The organism is Adhaeribacter terrigena (assembly GCF_016623615.1).
Taxonomy (GTDB): Bacteria; Bacteroidota; Bacteroidia; order Cytophagales; family Hymenobacteraceae; genus Adhaeribacter_A; species Adhaeribacter_A terrigena.
The window spans coordinates 181,605-204,099 of sequence record NZ_JAEHFX010000002.1; the positions used below are offsets into that span (position 1 = coordinate 181,605).

Genomic DNA, 22,495 nt, shown 5'->3' on the forward strand with positions numbered 1-22,495 from the left:
TAGTATGCAAGAATCTAAAAAATACTGGAAAGGATTAGAAGAGTTAAACAATACTCCGGAATTCGCCCAAGCTGCTCATAACGAGTTCGCTGAATTCCTTCCGGTAAAAGAGACTTTTGGCAGCGATGCCACGGAGGCGGAAGTTGCTCCCCGTCGCGATTTCTTGAAATTGCTTGGTTTTGGTTTGGCTGCTGCTACGTTGGCTTCCTGCGAAGCACCGGTTCGTAAAGCGATCCCTTATCTGAACAAACCGGAAGATGTAGAGCCAGGCATAGCAAACTGGTATGCTTCTACGTATTTCCAGGGTGGCGACTACAACAGCATTTTGGTTAAAACCCGCGAAGGTCGTCCCATTAAATTAGAAGGTAACCCGCTTTCAGGGGTTACAAAAGGCGGTTTAAGTGCTAAAGCGCAGGCAGCAGTGCTAAGCCTTTACGACAATAACCGTCTTTCTGCTCCAATGAAAGCTGGAAAAGCCAGCAACTGGAAAGATATTGACGCGGAGATCATGAACCGTTTGGCTTCTGCAAAAGGCAAAGTGGTTTTGGTTTCTTCTACCATTATCAGCCCAACCACCAAGAAAGCCATTGCCGAATTTGGCGCAAAGGCGAACGGTTTCGAACACGTTGTTTACGATGCGAATTCTGCATCAGGCTTAGTAAAAGCGAACGGCGGCGTAATTCCGGGTTACGATTTCAGCAAAGCGAAAGTAATTGTATCCGTAGCTGCTGACTTCCTGGGAACCTGGATATCTCCGGTTGAATATGCGAAACAGTATATCCAGACCCGTAAGATCACCAAAGATAAGTCCGATATGTCGCGTCACTTCCAGTTCGAGAGCAATCTCTCGCTTACTGGTTCTAACGCCGACGTACGCGTAGCAATCAAACCTTCCGAAGAAGCGTTAGTGGTAGCGGCCATTTATAATAAAGTTGTAGGCGGCATTAGCGCACCTGCTTTTTCTAATAAAGCCCTAGACAAAGCCATCAGCGAATTAACTGCTGCTCGTGGTGCAGCTTTATTAGTAGCTGGCACCAACGATCAGGGGGTGCAAACCATGGTTCGTGCCATCAACCAGGCTTTAGGCGCTGAAGGTACAACCATCAATACAAATGCTCCTTCTTACCTGCGTCAGGGCGATGACACGCAGATGATCCGTCTGATCAACGACATGAAAAATGGTCTGGTTGGCGCGGCATTCTTCTATGATGCCAACCCGGCTTACGATCACCCGATGGCTGAAGAAGTATTGAACGGCCTGAAAAATGTAGATTTAAAAGTTTCCTTCGCCGATCGTATCAACGAGACTGCTAAGCTTTGCGATTTCATCTGTCCGGATCATAACTTCCTGGAAAGCTGGAACGATTTTGAACCGAAAAAAGGCTTCTTAAGCTTATCGCAGCCGGCTATTTCTCCGATCTTCAAAACCCGCCAGGCGCAGGAATCCCTGCTGAAGTGGAGCGGCAACAATACTGATTATTATACTTACCTGAAAAATAACTGGGCTGGATTTACCGGCAGTGGTTCTGGTTGGGACAAAGCTGTACACGATGGTGTACTGGAAAATGTTTCCACCACTGGTCAGGCAATGCCAAATGTAACTGCTCTTTCTACTGGTGAAATTGGGGCTACTTTAAATAAAGGGGCTCAAAGCGGAATTGAACTGGCGATCTACGAAAAAGTTGGTTTAGGTACCGGTTCAATTGAAGCCAATAACCCTTGGTTACAGGAATTGCCGGATCCGATCACCAAAGCTACCTGGGATAACTACGTAACAGTTCCGATTTCCATGGCGAAAGAAAAGGAAATCGAGCAAGGTGACTTAATTAAATTAACAGCCCGTAACGGACAGTCAGTAACTTTACCAGCGCTCATTCAGCCAGGTCAGGCTAAAAACACCGTTGGTGTTGCTATTGGTTACGGCCGTAAACTGGCTGGTAAAGTAGCCGATAATGTAGGTGGTAATGTTTACCCGTTAGCAACTGTAACCAAAGATGGCATCATCTTTAACAGTACTGTTTCTTTCGAAAAAGTAGGAGGCTCCAGAGAGATCGCCCAGACCCAGACGCACCAAACAGTAATGGGGCGTATCGTGGTGCAGGAATCTACTTTAGATAAATACAAAAAAGATCCTAAATCAGTAACCGAATACGTTAAGATCGCTACCCCGGATGGTCCTAAGAAGCCTGCTGCCGTTTCCTTGTGGCAGGATTATGAGTACAAAGACCACCACTGGGGTATGGTTATCGACCTGAACTCCTGCATTGGTTGCGGAAGCTGCGTAATCGGCTGTAATGTAGAAAACAACGTAGCCATTGTAGGTAAGCAGGAAGTAATCAATCGTCGTGAAATGCACTGGATGCGGATCGACCGTTATTACAGCACTGATGCTACCCGCGAAGATGGCTTTACAGAAATGGAAAACCCGGCCGAAAATCCATCGGTTATTTTCCAGCCAATGCTTTGCCAGCACTGTAACCACGCGCCATGCGAAACGGTTTGCCCGGTATTGGCAACTACGCACAGCACCGAAGGTCTGAACCAGATGACTTATAACCGTTGTGTTGGAACGCGTTATTGCGCAAACAACTGTCCATATAAAGTTCGTCGTTTCAACTGGTTCTCTTACCCTGATAACGAAAAATTCACGGATGTAAATACACCGCAAACTACAGATTTAGGCCGTATGGTGCTGAATCCGGACGTTACAGTACGTGCTCGTGGGGTAATGGAAAAATGCTCATTCTGCGTGCAGCGTATCCAGTCAGGTAAATTAGAAGCCAAGAAAGAAAAACGGAAAGTGAAAGACGGCGAAATTGTTACCGCTTGTGCGCAGTCTTGCCCTACCAACGCAATTGTATTCGGTGACCTGAAAGATCCAAACAGCCAGGTTCGTCAGATCATGGCACGCGAGCAAGGCGAAAGAGCTTTCACTGTTCTGGAAGAGATCAACACGCAGCCGAACATCAGTTACTTAACTAAAATCAGAAACCTAGCTTAGATTACTTAATTATAGAATTATGCAGCACGTATCTCCTATAAGAGAGCCTTTAGTAACCGGCGGGAAAACGTACCACGACATTACGCAGGATATTAGTCGCCACGTAGAGTCGAAGCCGAATATGCGCTGGGCTGCCGCCCTGGCCGTATCGCTGTTCTTCCTGGGCGTTTTTCTTTGGTCAGTATACCGCACCCTTTGGTATGGAATCGGGGAGTGGGGTCTGAATAAAACCGTAGGCTGGGCCTGGGATATTACCAACTTCGTATGGTGGGTAGGTATCGGTCACGCCGGTACACTTATTTCTGCTATCCTCTTGCTTTTCCGTCAGAAATGGAGAAGCTCTATTAACCGCGCTGCAGAAGCGATGACCATTTTTGCGGTAATCTGCGCGGCGATGTTCCCGGTACTACACATGGGGCGCCCATGGTTAGCCTATTGGGTTCTTCCTTTGCCAAACACCTTCGGTTCCCTTTGGGCCAACTTTAATTCCCCGCTTCTTTGGGACGTATTCGCGATCTCAACGTACTTCTCGGTATCCTTAGTATTCTGGTACATTGGTTTAGTTCCTGATTTTGCTACCATCCGTGACCGTGCAAAAGGCCCAATAGCAAAAACCGTTTACGGTATGCTGAGCTTAGGCTGGGTTGGTTCCGCTAAACACTGGTCCCGTTACGAAACAGTTTCCCTGATCTTAGCGGGGGTTTCTACACCGCTGGTACTTTCGGTTCACACCATTGTATCCATGGACTTTGCAACTTCGGTTATTCCGGGTTGGCACACCACCATTTTCCCTCCTTACTTTGTTGCTGGGGCTATTTTCTCTGGTTTTGCTATGGTATTAACGCTGATGATCATCACGCGTAAGACTTTCAAACTGGAAGATTATATTACGCTGGAACACGTAGAATCGATGAACAAGGTAATTATCCTTACCGGTTCTATTGTTGGTGTGGCTTATATCACTGAATTCTTCATTGCCTGGTACTCAGGGGTGGAATATGAGCAGTACGCGTTCATTAACCGGGCAACCGGTCCTTACTGGTGGGCATACTGGAGCATGATGACCTGTAACGTTATTACGCCGCAGTTATTCTGGTTCCGCAGTATCCGTCGTAGCTTAACAGCTACTTTTATTATCTCGATTTTTGTAAACATCGGTATGTGGTTCGAGCGTTTCGTTATTATCGTAACCTCCCTGCACCGCGATTACCTGCCATCAAGCTGGGCTATGTTCTCTCCGACAATCATCGACATCGGGATCTATGTAGGTACTATGGGCTTGTTCTTTACCTTGTTCCTGTTATTTGCCAAATATTTCCCGGTAATCAACATGTTCGAAGTAAAAACGATCCTGAAATCATCATCCGGCGTTGCTCACTCTACGCATCATACTTCGATGCACGCAAACGACCCTCAACTTGTTAACCATCCAAAACATGACTAATAAAAAATATGTCCTCGGCGTTTTCGATGATGAAGAAGTACTGCTTCACGCGATACCGAATGTAAGAGCTGCCGGAACAAAGATTTACGAAGTTTTTACCCCATTCCCGATCCACGGAATTGACGATGCCTTAGGGATCGAGCGTTCTAAATTACCAATCGCTGCTTTCTTTTTAGGCTGCTGTGGTCTGGCCTTCGCTTTATGGTTACAGATTTACACCCTGGGTGTAGACTGGCCGATGATTATCGGTGGGAAACCCCACATTGCATTGCCGGCCTTTATTCCGGTAGCATTCGAACTTACTGTTTTCTTTACTGCTCATGGCATGGTGCTTACCTTTCTGATCATATCAGGATTGTACCCTAAAACGAAAACGCAGGTTATGGACCACCGGTCTACGGATGATAAATTTGTGATGGCTATTGAAGTTAAGGAAGGTAAAACCGATATGACTCAATTAAGCAATCTGCTCCGCTCTAACGGTGCAATTGAAGTTAACGAGAAGGAGATAAACGCCTAATGAACAAGTTTTATAAAACAAGCCTTCAGGCCTCAGCTGTACTTTTTTCTTCTGCAATATTGGCAGCCTGCGATATCAATGCTCAGGCAGACCGTGCTATGAGTAATGACCCGGGTACGGAATATGCTCCACAGATGTATAATTCCATCCCTTACGAATCTTTAAAGCAGGAGGAAGCAAACAAATATAACCCTGGTGGATTGAACATGCGGGTTCCGGCCCGTAATACTATTGCCCGCGGCAAAATGGCTTTCGTGGACCATACAGCAGATTCCAGCAATATGGATGTAATGGGAGCGGGGCTTGTGAACCCGATACGCCCTAATGAAACGGTTCTGGAAGAAGGTAAAATTCTATATAACCGGATGTGCTCTGCCTGCCATGGCGAGGGTGGTGCCGGCGATGGTTTGGTTGCTCCTAAATTTAAAGGGGTTGCAAACCTTACCTCTGGGGCTATTAAAGCAAAACCAATTGGCCATATTTATCAGGTAATTACTAAAGGTAAAGGCCGGATGATGCCGCATAACACGCAGGTTAATCCGGAGGAACGCTGGAAAATTGCTATGTATGTAAAGCAGGTAATTCAGGGCGAAGGTGCACCAGCCGAAAGTGTTGACCAGGCTGGTTCAGCAGATAAAACAAATGCTTCTACAGACCAGAATACCAATCCGGTAACTGGAACCTCGGCTCCGGCCCCAGGCAGCACCGAATCTACGAACCCAGTTAAGAAATAAGAAGGATAAACGATTTCAATAATGATTGCAGAAGAAAGACTCATTATTCCAAAAAAGACAAGTAACCGGTTCCTGATGATGATCGGGCTGGGGCTTGTACTCTTGGTGCTTGGTATTATATTAATGATGACGGCAGGGCCAGCTCATCACGATGCGCATGGTGCAGCTGCAACCGGACATCATGCGGTTACCTGGTATGAACGTTTAATGTCGAACCTTTGGTTAAACAGCGTTTATTTTACGGGTATTGCAGTAGTAGGTTTGTTTTTTACTACCGTGCAATATGTAGCTTATGCTGGTTGGTCGGTGCTGATTAAGCGGGTACTGGAAGCTTTAGCATATTTCCTGCCGGTTGGTGGGGTGATCATGATCCTGGTATTTCTTTTACCAATAATTTTCACTGGTCATAATCCTCTTTTCCACTGGACAGACCATTCTTTGTACGAAGTTGATAATGCCAATTACGATCCAATTATTGCTGGTAAAGCTGGTTTCCTGAACCTTCCGTTCTATACCATCCGGATGGTTGCCTATTTTGCGCTATGGATCTTTTTTGCCTGGTGGTTACGGAAACAGTCGGTGGCTGAAGACCTGAACGGTGGCTTATCTTATTATGATAAAAGTATCCGTATCTCGGCCATGTTCCTGGTTGTATTTGGTGTAACTTCATCACTTTCTGCCTGGGACTGGGTGCTTTCGATAGACACGCACTGGTTTTCCACCATGTTCGGCTGGTATGTATTTGCAAGCTGGTTCATTTCTGGTTTAGCAGCAACCACCCTTACTGTTATCTTGCTGAAACAAGCTGGATATATGAAGATGGTGAACGCTAACCACCTGCATGACCTTGGTAAATTTGTTTTCGCTTTCAGTATTTTCTGGACTTACATTTGGTTTTCACAGTTCATGCTGATCTGGTATGCAAACATGCCGGAAGAGGTAGGTTACTTTACGGAACGTTTAGGTGGCTACGGCGGACATTATACCTGGATCTTCTTTACGAACCTGGTTGTTAACTTTGCTTTCCCATTCCTGGTGTTGATGACCCGTGATGCAAAACGTCAGATGATCATGTTAAAGATCGTTTGTATTGTGATTCTGTTTGGTCACTGGTTAGATTTCTACCTGATGATTATGCCTGGTACTTTACGGGGTGAAAGCGGTTTTGGCCTGATTGAATTAGGTACTGCCTTAACGTTCCTTGGTTTGTTCCTGGTACGTTTCACAAAGGGCCTTACCAGTGCTTCACTTGTTCCGGTAAACCATCCTTTCCTGGAAGAAAGTATCCATCATCACGTTTAGAATAAGATTTAAAACGATATATAATGATTAACGTAGCTATAGCCATATCAGTACTCTTAGTAGTAGTGGTATTAGTTTTACTGTTCAGAATACAGACTCTGGCTTCCATTTTTACAGGGAGTTCGGAAAAGCGCGTAAGCCACAGCAATAAAGTAAATGCAATTTTAATGCTTTTATTTCTGCTGATTGGTGGCGCAGCATTTATTTGGTCATGGATCAAAGATCAGGATAAATTTATTCTGCCGGTTGCCTCTGAGCACGGGGTTTGGATAGATGAAATGTTCTGGCTTACCATGGTGATTCTGGGTATTGTGTTTGCAATTACGCAGGTATTACTTTTCTGGTATTCTTATAAATACCAGCACCGCGACGACAAGCGCGCTTATTTTTTCCCGCACAACAATAAGCTTGAAATTTTCTGGACCGTTATTCCGGCAATTGTGATGGCTGTATTGGTTTTCAGAGGCTGGAAAACCTGGACTACTATTACGAACCCTGCTCCGGAAGATGCGGTTGTGGTGGAAGTTGTAGGTAAGCAGTTTAACTGGGTGATCCGTTACCCAGGTGCGGATAATAAACTTGGTAAAGTGAAGCATACCCTGATCGACGGTACGAACGAACTTGGGATGGACTTTTCGGATAAGGCTTCGATGGATGATTTCATCGTAAATGAGATCCACATTCCGAAAGGCAAACCGGTTTTATTCAAAATCAGATCCCGCGACGTAACGCACAGTTTCTATATTCCTCACTTCCGGGCGCAAATGCACGCTGTTCCGGGTATGCCAACCAAGTTCTGGTTAGTGCCTACCAAATCCACAGCAGATATGGCAAACGAAGTTGGAAATCCTGATTTTAAGTATGAACTGGTATGTAACCAGATCTGCGGTCGCGGTCACTTTGCTATGCGCGCGGTGATTGTGGTAGATGAGCCGGAAGATTATGAAGCATGGGTAGCTAAGCAGAAATCATTTATTTCTTCTAACCCGGATCTTCTGACCAATTTGAAAGGCGCAACTGTACCAGCATTAAACGCTGCTCCAGCTGCTGAAACTGAAACACCTGGCGAGAATGCTGCTGAAAAAGCAGAAGAAACTGTTAGGGAAGAAGCTACTTTATAAGAAAAAATTACAAGTATTATGGCGAATACAAATATTACAGCAGATACAGACGTGCACGCGGCACATGCTCATCATGAGCATGATGAGCATCACGATGAACACTGGCTTTTTAAGTATATCTTCAGCCAGGATCATAAAATGATTGCCAAGCAATTCCTTATCATGGGTATTTTCTGGGCGTTCCTTGGTGGTGCTTTATCTAGTTTATTCCGGATCCAGTTAGGCTGGCCTGAGGCTTCTTTCTCCTGGTTAGAACCAATTCTGGGCCAGTGGGTTGAAGGCGGTAAACTTAACCCGGAATTTTTCCTGGCCCTGGTAACCATGCACGGTACGATCATGGTATTCTTCGTGTTAACTGCCGGTCTTAGCGGCACTTTCAGTAACTTCCTGATCCCGTTACAGATCGGTGCACGTGATATGGCTTCCGGTTTTATGAACATGCTTTCTTTCTGGTTCTTTTTCCTTTCCAGCATTATCATGTTCGTTTCCTTATTTCTACAGACTGGTCCTGCTGCGGCCGGCTGGACGATCTATCCGCCATTGAGTGCCTTGCCACAAGCTATGCCAGGTTCTGGCGCCGGTATGACCTACTGGTTAGTTGCCATGGCTTTGTTTATTATTTCGCAGTTACTGGGCGGGGTCAACTATATTACTACCGTAATTAACCTGCGTACCCGGGGTATGTCTATGACCAAGATGCCTTTAACGATCTGGGCTTTCTTCCTGACGGCTGTTTTAGGTTTGCTTTCTTTCCCGGTTTTATTTGCAGCTGCCTTGCTTCTGATCTTTGACCGTAGCTTTGGTACCAGTTTCTATTTATCTGATATCTACGTTGCCGGACAAGCTTTGCCAAATACCGGTGGTAGCCCGATCTTGTTCCAGCACTTATTCTGGTTTTTAGGTCACCCGGAAGTTTACATTGTAATTCTGCCGGCCATGGGTCTGGTTTCTGAAGTATTGGCTACTAATGCCCGGAAGCCGATCTTCGGTTACCGTGCGATGATCGGTTCGATCTTCGGTATTGCGGTTCTTTCCCTGGTGGTTTGGGCGCACCATATGTTCGTGTCTGGTATGAACCCTTTCTTAGGATCGGTTTTCATGTTCCTTACCCTGATTATTGCAGTACCTTCGGCGGTAAAAGTATTTAACTGGCTGGCTACGCTGTGGCGCGGAAATATTGTTTTCACCACCGCCATGCTTTACGCCATCGGTTTCGTATCTATTTTTATTTCGGGCGGTTTAACGGGTATTTTGCTTGGTAACTCAGCCGTTGATATTCAGTTACACAACACGTATTTCGTAGTTGCTCACTTTCACCTGGTAATGGGTAGTGCTGCATTCTTCGGGATGTTCTGCGGGGTTTACCACTGGTTCCCGAAAATGTTTGGCCGGATGATGGATGAGAAACTGGGATATGTTCACTTCTGGTTGACCTTCCTGGGGGTTTACCTGGTATTTATTCCAATGCACTATGTAGGTATTGCAGGTTTCCCACGTCGTTATTACTCCTTTACTGCTTTTGAAACATTCTCGCAGTTTGCAGACCTGAACATGTTTATCAGTGCAGCGGCGATTCTTGCTTTCCTTGGTCAGTTTATTTTCCTGTTCAACTTTATTTACAGCATTTACCGTGGCAGACGCGCAAGCATGAACCCATGGCACTCTAATACCCTGGAGTGGACTACCCCGGTTAATCCGGGACACGGTAACTGGCCTGGCGAAATTCCTGCGGTTTACCGTTGGCCATATGATTACAGCAAACCGGGTGCAGCAGAAGATTTTATTCCACAGAATGTGCCTTTTTCCCAAACGGAATCTTCTAACCTTCCGAATGAAAGAGATTTTGAATAATCCTTTGGACCGTTTACTGACTATATAAGCAAATGACAGACTTTGAACTTGTTTCGGAGTCTGTCATTTGACTGAACAGGCTTTCCGTTTTTTGACTTTTTGTGCTTTAAACCCTAGCGTTTTGAATGCAATCAGTTTGTAATTCTGCATTCTTAATGTGGCCTTTAATCAACGAAGAGCCGGCATTTTGTTTTCGACTTTTTATGCCTCAAAGCCTAGCGTTTTCAGGAGTAAAACAGGTTTACGATAAGGAGTAAAAAGCAATGATTAAACAACTGATCTTAAGTTTGCCGGATAGGTTGGTTTTATTTTAAGCTATCTTCCTTCTTTAACACCAGAAACTGGCTGCCAAAGAATTGCTTTGGTTTTAGTAATTCCGGAAAGAAAGCGCAATATTTAAAGAGCAGGCCATTTTTAGCGGATTGTTTCCGGTAAAGAGTTCAGATTTACATTTTTATAACGTATTTTTACGCCACGAAATTTATAGCAGAAATGCCGGTAAAGGCCTAAGAGAAAGATATGTTGACGCAGCGAATAGAAGAGGAAGTTTCCGTTTCAGGTTTTGGACAAAAAGCAATTGCGTATTTTCAGTTATTGAAATTCCGCTTGTCGCTTACGATTGCCTTTTCCTGTGCAATAGGTTTTTTACTGGGTAGTCCGGAAAGGGACTGGTTCCAGGTTTTACTTGTTGTAATTGGAGGTTTGCTGGTTACCGGTGCTGCCAATATTATCAACCAGATCATTGAGAAAGACTTTGATAAGCTGATGAAACGCACGGCTAAAAGACCGTTGCCAGCGAATATACTTTCAAAGAAAGAAGCCGCAGTATTTTGTGTAATGCTTGCTTTGAGTGGTTTTGTATTACTGGCCGTTAATTTTAACCTTATCAGCGCTGCATTTTCGCTTCTTTCCCTGATTCTTTACGGCTTTGTTTATACCCCACTTAAGCGTATTTCCCCAATCTGCGTTTTTGTTGGAGCTTTTCCAGGAGCGTTTCCTCCGTTAATTGGCTGGGTAGCCGCTACGGGCGTCCTTTCTGCCGAAGCCTGGGTATTGTTTGGTATTCAGTTTATCTGGCAGTTCCCGCATTTCTGGGCCATTGCCTGGGTTCTGGATGATGATTATAAAAAGGCAGGCTTTAAAATGCTGCCGATGGCGGGGGGGAAAAACCTGAAAACGGCTTTCCAGATCATGATTTATACCCTGCTTTTAATTCCGTTGGGCATGCTGCCTTTGCAGTTGGGAATGACTGGAACGAACTCGGCTATAGTTGCAGTGGTTTGCGGCGTGCTGTTTCTGATGCAAACGCTTTATTTAATGCAGACCTGTTCCAAAAAAGCTGCGATGAATATCATGTTCGGTTCGTTTTTATACTTACCAATTGTGCAGATTGCTTACGTTTTAGATAAAATTTAATTACCATGATGTCTCAAGCTTTAGATAATAAATTAGCTGTAAATCTATCCTCAGGAAATTCTGTTGACAGATCACTTCCTTTTAGAATGCTTACCTGGCTTTTGATTGTAAGCATTATTATGTTGTTTGCCGCATTTACCAGCGCCTACATCGTTCGCCGTTCTGAAGGCAACTGGCAGGAGTTCGCATTTCCGCAGGGGCTGCTTTGGAATACTATTGTTATTGTGTTAAGCAGTGTTACTATGCAATTAGCTTATTTTGCAGCTAAAAAAGATAATTTTGGTGCTTTAAAAGTTACTTTGTTTCTTACTTTTGCATTAGGCATCGTTTTTCTGGCCGGCCAATGGTTTGTCTGGGAAGACCTGGTTGCTATAAAGATCTTTTTTGGGGGCAATAATGCGAACCCATCCGGTTCTTTTATTTATGTTCTAACCGGTGTACATGGTTTTCACCTAATAACAGGGTTAGTTTTTCTTTTAATTGTATTAGTATCAACTTTTAATTTTAAAGTTCATTCTAAAAAAATGCTGAGCCTGGAGTTATGCACTACCTACTGGCATTTTTTAGGTGCACTCTGGGTTTATCTTTACGTTTTTTTAACCATCTTTAAATAATTATTAGCCGTAAAACATAAAATTTTAAAACGAATACGAATCACTAAACTATGAACACAACAACACTGGAGCAGCCACGCACAGGTACCTGGGACGGCGGCAACGAGCCATTCAAGGCCAGCTACGGAAAGCTAATGATGTGGTTTTTCCTTTTATCGGATACCTTCACCTTTGCGGCTTTTCTTACCACTTATGGCTTTATCCGTCACAGTCATCACGCGTTTACCGGAAGCCACGATACCTTTAAATTTTCTGTAGACTACTGGCCTGTTCCTGATAAAGTATTCAATGCTTTTCCTGGATTGCATGGCATGGACCTGCCGCTTGCTTTCGTGGCATTAATGACCATGATCCTGATCTTAAGCTCGGTTACCATGGTACTTGCTGTGGAAGCTGGCCACCGCATGGATCAGAAAGATGTTCAGAAATGGTTATTATGGACTATTTTATTTGGTAGCTGCTTTATTGGCAGCCAGGTTTGGGAATGGACCCACTTTATACATGGCACTGAGGCCGGTATGACCCTGGTAGACGGCACGAAGATATTTGGAGCCAACTTGGTTCAGAATCAATACGGGCCGCCCTTGTTCGCTGATTTGTTCTTCTTTATTACCGGTTTCCACGGTACTCACGTTTTGTCGGGTATTGTACTGCTGATCATTATCTTTATCAATACAGTAAATGGCACATACCAGCGTCGTGGACATTACGAAATGGTAGAGAAAGTTGGTTTATACTGGCACTTTGTAGACTTGGTGTGGGTATTCGTATTTACCTTCTTCTACCTGGTGTAATTAATTAGTAATTAAAAATTAAAAATTAATAATTAAAAATTGAATTAATAGTTAAGAATTGATACGATTAAAACGGTATGCTTCTGGGTAAGTAAACCCAGCCTGGTTCGTTTAAAAGTTATTAATTCTTAATTATTAATTATTAATTTAAAAAGAATATGGCTTCACATTCCCACCACGATACACATCACGAGCCGGGCGTTATTCCGCCGGCCCAAACCAAGGCGATCTGGCGTACATTTTTTATTCTGTGCGCTTTAACCGCCGTAGAATTTGCTTTTGCTTTTGCTATGGATCCGGGCATGCTTCGGAACAGCATTTTCATTATTCTTACTATTTTCAAGGCCTTCTTTATTGTTGCTGAATTCATGCACTTAAAGCACGAAACCAAAAGCCTGATCTGGACGATTCTGATCCCAACTGCGCTACTGGTTTGGTTACTGATTGCCCTGATTGCCGAAGGTACTTCTGTAGGCGATTATATTTTTACTTATTTTAAATAATGATGAACACCAAAAAGGTACTGTTTCTAGGGTTACTATTAGTAGTACCTGTTTTGGTGTTTTTGTTACTTAAAGGCCTGGGCACGAATCGTTACGACCTTCGGTATTATTATCCAGAAGTTACCGATGAAGGCGAGGCTTTGGTACAAAAAGGCGATACGGTTTTCCGCAGAGTGCCTGATTTTAAATTAACCTCCCAGGAAGGCAAAACGGTTACGCAACACGACCTGGATGATAAAATTTACGTCGCTAATTTTATTTTTACTTCCTGCCAGGGCATTTGTAAGAAAATGACTTCACAAATGACCCGCGTGCAGGACCGTTTTAAAAATGACCCCTCTGTTAAGATCGTTTCTTACACGGTAGATCCTGAACGGGACTCGGTAGAAACGCTTCATCAATATGCTTCCCTGTATAATGCCGATCCAAAGATGTGGTATTTCCTTACAGGCCCTAAAAAAGAAATTTACGATCTGGCCCAGCACGGGTATTTATTACCGGTGCAGGAAAGTAACGACGGCACCGTTGATTTTGTACACAGCGAAAAGTTTATGCTTGTAGATAAAGATAAACATGTGCGCGGGATCTACGATGGCACCATTCAAAAAGAGGTCGACCGGCTGATCACAGAAATTACGGTGCTGCAGCACGCGTATAAACAAAATGAAAAATAACGATTCCCGTTACCTGGCCCTGATTGCGGTGCTTTCCATTGCAATTCCGGTTGTAGTAGCTTATTTGTTTTACATGCCAAAATCCGGCGATGCTACTCCGGTAAATGTATCCTTCCTGCCTAAACTTCACGCAATTTTAAATACCTGTACGGCTTTGGCGCTTGTAACGGGTTTTTATTTTATAAAAAAAGGAAACCAGGTTGCTCATCGGGCAGCAATGTTTACGGCTTTTGTGCTTTCTTCGCTTTTTCTGGTTTCTTATGTAACCTACCATTATTTTGGCCAATCTACTTCTTACGGCGGCGAAGGAATAATGCGGAGTATTTATTTCTTTATTCTGATTACGCACATAATTTTGGCGGCTATAATTGTGCCGCTCGTTTTGCTTACCATTTATTTCGCCATTACCGGCCAGTTCCGCCGGCATACCCGCATTTCCCGCTGGACATTTCCGGTTTGGTTATATGTATCCGTTACAGGCGTGTTGGTTTATTTAATGATCTCGCCGTATTATAATTTTTAATTAGGTTTATTTTTCTGGGGTTTTAATAAGGTAGATTATGAAAAAGTATCTGCAAGCGTTTTTTTTCAGTTTGTTTCTGGCTGCTTCGCTCAGTTTAATGCCGAATGAGGCCAATGCGCAGGGTTGCGTTATGTGCCGGGCGCAGGTAGGAGAGAGTAAAGATAATGACCATGCAAAGAAAATTGGTACCAGCCTGAATACGGGAATTCTTTACCTGGTTGCTATTCCTTATATCCTGGTAGGTACGGTTGGATTTCTTTGGTACCGGCAGTATAAAAAAAATCAGGTGGCTTAAGCTATCGTATCATAAATTATCCGGCACTTTCTAGGGCCAGAACCATAGCGTTTTCTATTCGTTTTTCTTTTGCAGTTCATCTGGCTGGGAAAAATAGTCTAGAAAACGCTATTGTTTTTCTGTTTAAAACCCGGGCGTATGCTTTAATTTTAAGCCCGATTTGATGAATTGCATGGTTTTTGTTTAACTTGGCCTGTAACCCATTTCCTGCGCATTGAACCTTACCCCCAAATCTTTTATACTCATAATCGGCGTACTGCTTAGCTTGATGTTCGGCTCGCTTTTTCACAGACCTTCCGGCGTGGGTTTGCTTACTTCCGAAGAATCGGTATCGAAGGTGGAAGTGAAGATCGATTCGGTGCTGGCCCGGGCAAACCGCAGTGCCAGCCACCTGGAAGGCGAATTAATGGCCGGCAACCACGACTTCAAAAACCTGCTCACCCATACCCAATACCCGACTTTTATATTTGAAGGAGGCAAACTCCTTTTCTGGTCCGATAATTCAACCCTTTCTGATTTCGAGAATATTTATGAACTGAAAGAAGAACAGCTGGTTGAGAATAAATTCGGGAAATTTATGGTTGTAAAACACGCCGTAGAGCCTGATTTTTTAGTGTTGGTTTGTGTGCCGCTGGAAGTGAATTACGGCATTAATAACCGGTACCTGGTTTCGGGACTGAACCCGGAAATTTTTGGGGATCTGAAGACCAGCCTGGTAGTAGATCTGGCGGCGAAATTACCCGAGATCTATTCGCCCCGCGGAAATTACCTTTTTTCCATTCTCCCGATTAAAGACGACGTTGCGGCGGTGCAACGCAATCTGCCGGCGTTTTTTTTATTTTCACTGGCCGCCATCTTCTCGGTTGCCTTGCTGCATACCTTCCGGAAGCAACTGTGGACTAAAAACATGCCTACCCGGGCGGTGTTGTTCTTTATTTCCGGCATAGTGGTTCTCCGCATTGTACTGCTGGTTTTTAATTTCCCTTCCGATATGCTCCGGATCGGGCTTTTCGACCCGAAATATTATGCGGCTTCCTTCTGGTCGCCTTCTATTGGTGACCTTTTGCTCAACGCATCGCTGGTACTGCTGATCGGGTTTGAGCTGATCGGTTTACAACGCGGTAAATCCGACTGGTACGCCAACCTGAAGCTGAATGCTGAAAATGCGATCTGGCTGAAGATCTTTACTTTGGTAGCATTTTATTTTCTGCTTTGGCTACTGTATCAGTTTTACGTGAGCGTATATACCAACTCGCTGTTGGTGCTGGATATTACCCAAAGCCTGGAATTCGATTTTTATAAGATTGCTTTGCTAACCGGGATCCTGATCAATACGGCAGCTTTCATGTGCTTTTGTTATTTGCTCATGATTGCGTATTTCAGTTTGCCGCGCTTTTCGTTTTACCCGAGTTTGTTTGTGCTTTTCGGCCTGGCGTTCGTGTTTACGATCACCAATTTTATGGAGCTTTCGGGTTCTTTTCTGGTGTTTGCGGCCCTGCTCTTTACCGCCATTTTGCAGGTTTGGGAAGCCCGCGTTACCAGTGCCACCAATTTACCCGACCGCCAGTACCTGTTCGGCATTCTGATCGTGGCGTTGAGTGCCTGGATCGGGAGCATGGCGCTTTACCGGCATTACCACGAACAATTACAGGTGCATAAACAGCAATTTGCCAAAACCCTGACCCAGGAAAACGATGTGGTAAGCGAATTTTTGCTTGAAAAAGTGGCTACCGAAGTGGTAGCCGATCCGCTGATTAAGAAAAAATTATCGGGTGCGTTGGTAGATCCGGAATTTATTAAACAGAAAATTCAGAAGTATTACCTGCGCAACGATTTTGAGAAATACGAAACCGTGGTGAAGATCTTCGATGCTGGCGGAAAACAAATTGGTGCGCCAGATTCCATTAATTCGGTGGTGAAACAGCGCATGTTGCTCGTTACGCGTGCCGAACGGACCAGCTACCCGAATTTATTTTTGCTGCGCTCTAATAATGAACTTAACAGCCGCAGCTACGTGAAAATTATTTCGGTGCCGGTCTCTAATAAAGGCAAAGCTACCATCATTATTGAACTGCATCCCAAAAAGCTAACGCCCCGCAGTGTAATTCCGGAATTGCTCGTGGATCAGAAATCGATCCAGCCCTTGCAATCCAAATCGCTGAGTTATGCCATTTTCAAAGACAAGGAATTGCGTACGAGCTTCGGCGATTATGATTACGGTTACCAGTTTGACCCGACCTGGCTGGAAAGCGAACGCATTTTTACCACCGGCCGCGAGGGCAAACGCCGTGATCACCTGGCCATCCGTCAGGTGGAAGATACCGTGCTGGTTATTTCTACGAACAAATATTTGCTAAGCGATATCTGGTCGAATTTCTCATTTTTGTTTCTGCTGCATTTAACGTTTTTGCTGGCCGCTTTAAGTATTTACCTGGTGGCAAGAGGCGAATTTTTAACGCGTTTCCGCACCAACTTCAGTACCAAGATCCAGCTATTCTTAAACTTCGGGATCTTTGTGCCTTTGCTGCTCATCAGTATTTCCATTGGAAGTTTAATTACCGATTCTTATCAGAAAGACCTTTCCGAAACGTACGAAAAACGCGGGCAGCTTATTCAGGATAATTTAACGGCCGCACTGAAAAACGGTACCGATCTGGCCGATAAAAGTCTGCTGGAAGGCATTCTGATCGATTTTTCGAATCTTTCGGAAACGGATATTAATTTTTACAGCGCCGACGGGAAACTGCAGGCAGCGAGCCAGCCGCTTATTTTTGAAGCCGGTCTGCTTTCCAAGCTCATCAATCCGCAGGCTTACGCAGCGCTTACAGAAGATAAAAAGAAGCACGTGCTGGTAACCGAAAAAGCCGGGTTGCTCAATTTTAGTTCGCTTTACCTGCCGGTTTTCGGCAATGGCAACCAACGACTTTTAGGCTTCATTTCCCTACCGTTTTTCGATTCTGAAAAAGAGCTGAACCTTAAACTGATCGAGCTGGCAACTACCATTCTCAATATTTTTACCCTCATGTTCATCGGGTTTATGGTGCTTACGTATCTGGCGGCCCGGGTACTGACCGTGCCGCTGAACCTGATCACTGAAAAGCTGAAACAAACTACTTTAACCGGCCAGAACGAACGCATTATATATAATTCGAACGATGAAATCGGCTTGTTGGTGAAAGAATATAACCAGATGATCTCGAAGCTGGAAGAAAGTAAGGAAGAGCTGGCGGTGAAAGAAAAAGAAGCGGCCTGGCGGGAAATGGCCCGGCAGGTGGCGCACGAGATCAAGAATCCGCTTACGCCCATGAAGCTTTCGCTGCAATACCTGCAAAAAGCCATTGCCGAAAAACGCGATAATGTGGATGAGCTGATCAGTAAAATTTCGCAGACACTGATCACCAATATTGATATTCTGAGCGATATTGCCACTTCGTTTTCTTCGTTTACCGCTTTGCCGGAACTGAAACCGGAACGCATAAACCTGGCCACTGTGCTGAAACGAAGCGTAGACCTGAATCACGACCCGCTAACGGCGAAGTTTGAAACCATCCTGGCGGCGGATGATGTTTACGTAATGGCGGATGAAAAACTGCTGATGCGGACCTTTAATAATTTGTTTCTGAACGCCTTGCAGGCAATACCGGCAGGCCGCGAACCGTTTATTCAGGTAGCCCTGCGCCAGGTTCCGGAAAATAAAGTGCTGGTGAGCATAAAAGATAACGGTGCCGGCATTCCGGTGGAAGTGCAGGACAAGGTTTTTATTCCGAATTTCAGTACCAAATATTCGGGTTCGGGCATTGGGCTGGCAGTGGCTAAAAAAGGCATTGAGGGCGCCGGCGGCCGGATCTGGTTCGAAACCGTAGAAAACGAGGGCACCACATTCTTTATTGAACTACCTTTGGCGTGATATGCAAAAGCGGCTTAGCTTATTTTTTTTCTTTTTCCTGCTAAGTCAGTTCGCATTTGCCCAGATCTCGAGCCGGCGCTGTAAATGGGTGAACGTTACTGAAAAGAGTTTTGCCCTCGATTCGCTTACCCTTTTGCCCAATTCGGTTACGTTTTTCAACAACGCGCAGGAAGTTCTGGATTATACCTACGACGTAAATACCAACCTGTTTACGTTTAAAAATGTACTCTGGCAGGATTCTATTCTGGTTTGCTACCGCGTATTGCCCCTTAATTTAGGCCGTCCGTATTTTAAACGCGACCTGCTCCGCATGGATTCCGTTTCCTTTGAAAGGGCTTATGCCTTCGAAGATTTTTCGGTGAAGGAAGAGCTTTTTAAAACGCCCGGCCTGAATAAAAGCGGTAGTTACACCCGCGGTCTTTCCTTCGGCAATACCCAGAACGTGTTCGTGAATTCGGCGCTGAACTTACAACTTGAAGGAAAACTTTCGGAAGACATCAACATCATTGCGTCGGTTACCGACCAGAATATTCCGTTTCAGCCGGAAGGCAATACGCAGCAGTTGCAGGAATTTGACCGGGTTTTTATTACCCTGCAGCATAAACGCTGGGCACTTACCGGCGGTGACGTGGTATTACGGAATAAGCCTTCCAACTTCCTGCGGTTCTATAAAAATGTGCAGGGCGGCGCGCTGGAAGTTTTTTCGGAACCGAAGGAACATAAAAGCTCTACCACTACTATTGCCGCCGCCGTTGCCAAGGGAAAATTCGCCTCGCAGAATATTACGCCCATAGAAAGTGTGCAGGGGCCTTATCGTTTGAATGGTATTGGCGGCGATAAATTCATTATTGTGCTGGCGAATTCGGAGAAAGTTTACCTGGATGGCCGGCTGTTGCAGCGGGGCTTCGATTATGATTACGTGATCGATTATAACCAGGCCGAAATTACGTTTACGCCCAAACACCTCATAACCCGCAACACCCGTATCCGGGTAGATTTTGAATATTCGGACCAGAATTACAGCCGCAGCGTAACGCATGCCAGCCATTACCAGACGTTTAAGAACCTGAAATTTCAGCTCAATTATTACAACGAAAGCGATAACCCCAATAACCCCAACCAGGTAGATCTGAAGCAAAACCAGAAACGGCTGCTTTCCCAGATCGGCGACGATCTGAACCAGGCGGTAGTTTCCGGGGCTGATTCGGTAGCGTTCGATGCCAAGCAGGTTTTATACGCGCGCCGCGATACAATCGTAAACGGGCAGGCTTTCCGGATCTTTGTTTATTCCCAGGATCCGGATTCGGCGCATTTTACGGTCCGGTTTTCGGATTTCGGGATCGGCAACGGCGATTATGTGCAGGAAAATACTTCGATAAACGGCCGGGTTTTTAAATGGATAGCCCCGATTAACGGCGTGCGGCAGGGAAGATACATGCCGGTACGGCAGTTACCGTTGCCAATAAAAAAGCAAATGATCACGGCCGGCGGCTCTTATCAGGTTACGAAAGAAACGTCGGTTTTTGCGGAATTTGCCACTTCGCAGTTCGATCGGAACCGTTTTTCGGAACTGGATTCGGAGGATGATAAAGGGCGCGCCATGAAAATTGGTTACGAAATGGTGGACAGGGTTATTCCGGCTTTAAAAAATTATCGCCTTCGCAGCACGCTCAATTACGAGTATACCGATGCCGATTTTGAAGCCATAGACCGCTACCGCGACATTGAATTTGACCGTGACTGGAGCGTGAATACCGATACGGCGCGCCGCAACGACAATATCCTGAATTTCTCGGCCGGACTTTTTAAAGATGAAAAGAACCTGGTGAATTACCGCATTTCGCGGCGTTACCGGCAAGGGCAGGTAGATGGTTTGCAGCATTGGGCCGATGTGGCGCAGCAATTTGATAAACTGGAGCTGAAAGGCAGTTTTTTCCTTTTAAACAATACCGTTTCAGAGTCGCAGAGCGATTGGGTGCGGGGTGATGCGGGCTTTAAATACAACCTGAAATACGTGGTGCCGGGCTACGTTTACCGTTTCGATAAAAACCGTTTGAGTTTAACCAGCGCGCCGGATTCGGTGATCGGTTCGGCTAATTTTTTTGATGAGCACGTATTTTTCCTGCAAAGCAACGATACTTCGAGTGTGCGTTACCGCCTCGATTATACCCGCCGCGACGACCGCCAACCCATTAGCGGCGAACTGCGGCCACGGGATCTTTCGAACACGTATAATGCAACCTTGAGCACGCGTTTGGGGGAGTTCAACGACCTGAATCTGCTTTTGACTTACCGCGACGTAACGACCAACGACACCATTAACGAAAACACTGTACTTTCTAAAATTGACTGGACCGGCGATTTTCTGGACCGGCACCTGCGTTCGGAATTGAGTTATGCAGTGGCCACCGGCCGGGAACAAAAGCGGGAATATGTTTTTGTGGAAACCGTGCACGGCCAGGGAACGCATTATTTGCGCGAAGGCGGCGATCCGAAAAATCTGAACGATTATTTTGAAGCGCAAAGCCCGGAAATTGACCGCCGCACGCACATTAAAGTTTATCTGCCCACGGATGAATACGTGACGGCTTATTCGAACCAGTTTTCGTACCGTTTGAGCGGTTCCATGCCGCGCAACTGGGAAGGGCAGAAGGGCTGGCGGGATTTTGCATCGCGCTTTAATACCGTTACTTATATCAACATCGATAAAAAAACGACCGATAAGAATATTCTCAACCGCCTCAATCCGTTCAGCCTCGATATTGAAGACCTGTTCTTGATCTCTTTGGCCAAATCTTTCCGGAATACGCTTTATTTTAACCGCAGCAATCCCAAATACGGCCTGGAGTTTACCATGCAGCAAAGCCAGCAGAAAATTCTGCTCAGCAACGGCACCGATACCCGCAACCAGAATACGCAGAGCTTTACGGCCCGCAATAACCTGAACGAAGTGCTCGCCTCGAAAGTGCTTTTAGAACGCAATATCCGCGAAAGCCAGTCGAGTTACTTGTCTACCAAGAATTTTAAAATAGAAAGTTATACCGCCACGCCGGAATTAGCTTATCAGCCAACCACCAAGCTGCGTTTCACCGGTAATTATTCTTTTTCCCGCAAACGGAATTTATTTGCGCCTCAGCCCATGCCCGGCCAGGAACCCGGCGAGCGCGAAGAAGCTGTTTTTAATGAGCTGGGCCTGGATTCGCGCCTGAGCCAGGTTGGCAAACGCACAGTAACAGCCACCATCAAATACATTCGCATCGGTTTTACCGGCGATGAAAATTCGGCGGTAGGGTATGAAATTCTGAACACGTTGCGGCCGGGAAACAATGCTACCTGGAATGTTTCGGTGCAGCAACGATTGAGCAACGGCCTTAATATTTCGCTGATCTACGATGGCCGGAAACCGGAGGCCGTGCGGGCTGTGCATACCGGCCGGGCGCAGGTTTCGGTGCTGTTTTAAAGTAACCGGAAAAACGGTAGGGAATAAACCCGAAAAAGTCTGCGATATATAATACGCCTGTTAAAATCTGAATAATTGACGCTTAACGCCTGTTTTTGATTTTCCACAGCAGGTGTTAAAAGTGGATTTCCCGATCATATTCGCCAGGATATACCTAAGTCTTATTGCATGTTAGATCCCGTTAGCGGATAAATTCAGGAATTTTATTCCTTATTTCCTTCAAACTATAAATCTCTTGCCTACATTTGAGCCGGAATTAGACGGTATATCACACGAAAATCCTGAACAAATGATATAATATATTACTTTGCCCTTATGATTCAGTTTTCTAAAAGC

The 22,495-nt window shown here is 45.2% G+C and carries 16 protein-coding genes; all 16 read left to right on the forward strand.

Going from position 1 to position 22,495, the window contains the following annotated elements; translation table 11 throughout:
- Positions 1–4 precede the first annotated feature (4 nt).
- On the forward strand, positions 5–3,001 hold the full coding sequence (locus tag I5M27_RS04855; RefSeq protein WP_200505056.1) for a TAT-variant-translocated molybdopterin oxidoreductase: 2,997 nt from the start codon (positions 5–7) through the stop codon (positions 2,999–3,001).
- A gap of 19 nt (positions 3,002–3,020) precedes the next feature.
- Positions 3,021–4,445 (forward strand): NrfD/PsrC family molybdoenzyme membrane anchor subunit, encoded by a 1,425-nt coding sequence (nrfD, locus tag I5M27_RS04860; RefSeq protein WP_200505057.1) that lies wholly within the window; start codon positions 3,021–3,023, stop codon positions 4,443–4,445.
- Positions 4,438–4,965: a DUF3341 domain-containing protein gene (locus tag I5M27_RS04865; RefSeq protein ID WP_200505058.1), complete on the forward strand. Its 528-nt coding sequence runs from the start codon at positions 4,438–4,440 to the stop codon at positions 4,963–4,965. Before nrfD ends, I5M27_RS04865 begins: the two co-directional genes overlap by 8 nt.
- Positions 4,966–5,024: 59 nt before the next feature.
- A complete protein-coding gene (locus tag I5M27_RS04870) occupies positions 5,025–5,699 on the forward strand; it encodes a c-type cytochrome (RefSeq protein WP_234462400.1) in 675 nt (224 codons plus the stop codon).
- 21 nt (positions 5,700–5,720) lie between these two features.
- The gene (locus I5M27_RS04875) at positions 5,721–7,001 is read left to right on the forward strand and encodes a quinol:cytochrome C oxidoreductase (protein ID WP_234462401.1); all 1,281 of its coding nucleotides are present in this window, start codon (positions 5,721–5,723) and stop codon (positions 6,999–7,001) included.
- Positions 7,002–7,024: 23 nt separating this feature from the next.
- Entirely contained in the window at positions 7,025–8,122 is a 1,098-nt protein-coding gene (locus tag I5M27_RS04880) for a cytochrome c oxidase subunit II (RefSeq protein WP_200505060.1), read from the forward strand.
- An 18-nt stretch (positions 8,123–8,140) separates the two neighbouring features.
- The gene (locus I5M27_RS04885) at positions 8,141–9,973 is read left to right on the forward strand and encodes a cytochrome c oxidase subunit I (RefSeq protein ID WP_200505061.1); all 1,833 of its coding nucleotides are present in this window, start codon (positions 8,141–8,143) and stop codon (positions 9,971–9,973) included.
- 519 nt (positions 9,974–10,492) lie between these two features.
- The gene (gene cyoE, locus I5M27_RS04890) at positions 10,493–11,389 is read left to right on the forward strand and encodes a heme o synthase (protein ID WP_200505062.1); all 897 of its coding nucleotides are present in this window, start codon (positions 10,493–10,495) and stop codon (positions 11,387–11,389) included.
- Between the two features lie 5 nt (positions 11,390–11,394).
- A complete protein-coding gene (locus I5M27_RS04895) occupies positions 11,395–12,003 on the forward strand; it encodes a cytochrome c oxidase subunit 3 (protein WP_234462402.1) in 609 nt (202 codons plus the stop codon).
- Between the two features lie 50 nt (positions 12,004–12,053).
- Positions 12,054–12,797, forward strand: coding sequence for a cytochrome c oxidase subunit 3 (locus I5M27_RS04900; RefSeq protein WP_234462403.1), 744 nt, complete (start codon positions 12,054–12,056; stop codon positions 12,795–12,797).
- A 158-nt stretch (positions 12,798–12,955) separates the two neighbouring features.
- Positions 12,956–13,300 carry a cytochrome C oxidase subunit IV family protein gene (locus tag I5M27_RS04905; RefSeq protein ID WP_200505063.1) on the forward strand — a complete coding sequence of 115 codons (345 nt, stop codon included), beginning with the start codon at positions 12,956–12,958 and terminating at the stop codon, positions 13,298–13,300.
- A gap of 56 nt (positions 13,301–13,356) precedes the next feature.
- Positions 13,357–13,974 carry an SCO family protein gene (locus tag I5M27_RS04910; protein WP_317193552.1) on the forward strand — a complete coding sequence of 206 codons (618 nt, stop codon included), beginning with the start codon at positions 13,357–13,359 and terminating at the stop codon, positions 13,972–13,974.
- On the forward strand, positions 13,964–14,497 hold the full coding sequence (locus I5M27_RS04915) for a DUF420 domain-containing protein (RefSeq protein ID WP_200505065.1): 534 nt from the start codon (positions 13,964–13,966) through the stop codon (positions 14,495–14,497). The genes I5M27_RS04910 and I5M27_RS04915 overlap by 11 nt, the downstream gene beginning before the upstream one ends.
- Positions 14,498–14,534: 37 nt before the next feature.
- Positions 14,535–14,792, forward strand: a complete 258-nt coding sequence (locus I5M27_RS04920; protein ID WP_200505066.1) for a hypothetical protein — start codon at positions 14,535–14,537, stop codon at positions 14,790–14,792.
- A gap of 214 nt (positions 14,793–15,006) precedes the next feature.
- Entirely contained in the window at positions 15,007–18,699 is a 3,693-nt protein-coding gene (locus tag I5M27_RS04925) for a sensor histidine kinase (protein ID WP_200505067.1), read from the forward strand.
- Between the two features lies 1 nt (position 18,700).
- Positions 18,701–22,159 (forward strand): hypothetical protein, encoded by a 3,459-nt coding sequence (locus tag I5M27_RS04930; protein ID WP_200505068.1) that lies wholly within the window; start codon positions 18,701–18,703, stop codon positions 22,157–22,159.
- Positions 22,160–22,495 lie beyond the last annotated feature (336 nt).

Coding starts and splice junctions, on each gene's coding strand:
- I5M27_RS04855 (WP_200505056.1), top strand. CDS start 5: ATGCAAGAATCTAAAAAATACTGGAAAGGATTAGAAGAGTTAAACAAT.
- nrfD (WP_200505057.1), top strand. CDS start 3,021: ATGCAGCACGTATCTCCTATAAGAGAGCCTTTAGTAACCGGCGGGAAA.
- I5M27_RS04865 (WP_200505058.1), top strand. CDS start 4,438: ATGACTAATAAAAAATATGTCCTCGGCGTTTTCGATGATGAAGAAGTA.
- I5M27_RS04875 (WP_234462401.1), top strand. CDS start 5,721: ATGATTGCAGAAGAAAGACTCATTATTCCAAAAAAGACAAGTAACCGG.
- I5M27_RS04880 (WP_200505060.1), top strand. CDS start 7,025: ATGATTAACGTAGCTATAGCCATATCAGTACTCTTAGTAGTAGTGGTA.
- I5M27_RS04885 (WP_200505061.1), top strand. CDS start 8,141: ATGGCGAATACAAATATTACAGCAGATACAGACGTGCACGCGGCACAT.
- cyoE (WP_200505062.1), top strand. CDS start 10,493: ATGTTGACGCAGCGAATAGAAGAGGAAGTTTCCGTTTCAGGTTTTGGA.
- I5M27_RS04895 (WP_234462402.1), top strand. CDS start 11,395: ATGATGTCTCAAGCTTTAGATAATAAATTAGCTGTAAATCTATCCTCA.
- I5M27_RS04900 (WP_234462403.1), top strand. CDS start 12,054: ATGAACACAACAACACTGGAGCAGCCACGCACAGGTACCTGGGACGGC.
- I5M27_RS04905 (WP_200505063.1), top strand. CDS start 12,956: ATGGCTTCACATTCCCACCACGATACACATCACGAGCCGGGCGTTATT.
- I5M27_RS04915 (WP_200505065.1), top strand. CDS start 13,964: ATGAAAAATAACGATTCCCGTTACCTGGCCCTGATTGCGGTGCTTTCC.
- I5M27_RS04920 (WP_200505066.1), top strand. CDS start 14,535: ATGAAAAAGTATCTGCAAGCGTTTTTTTTCAGTTTGTTTCTGGCTGCT.
- I5M27_RS04930 (WP_200505068.1), top strand. CDS start 18,701: ATGCAAAAGCGGCTTAGCTTATTTTTTTTCTTTTTCCTGCTAAGTCAG.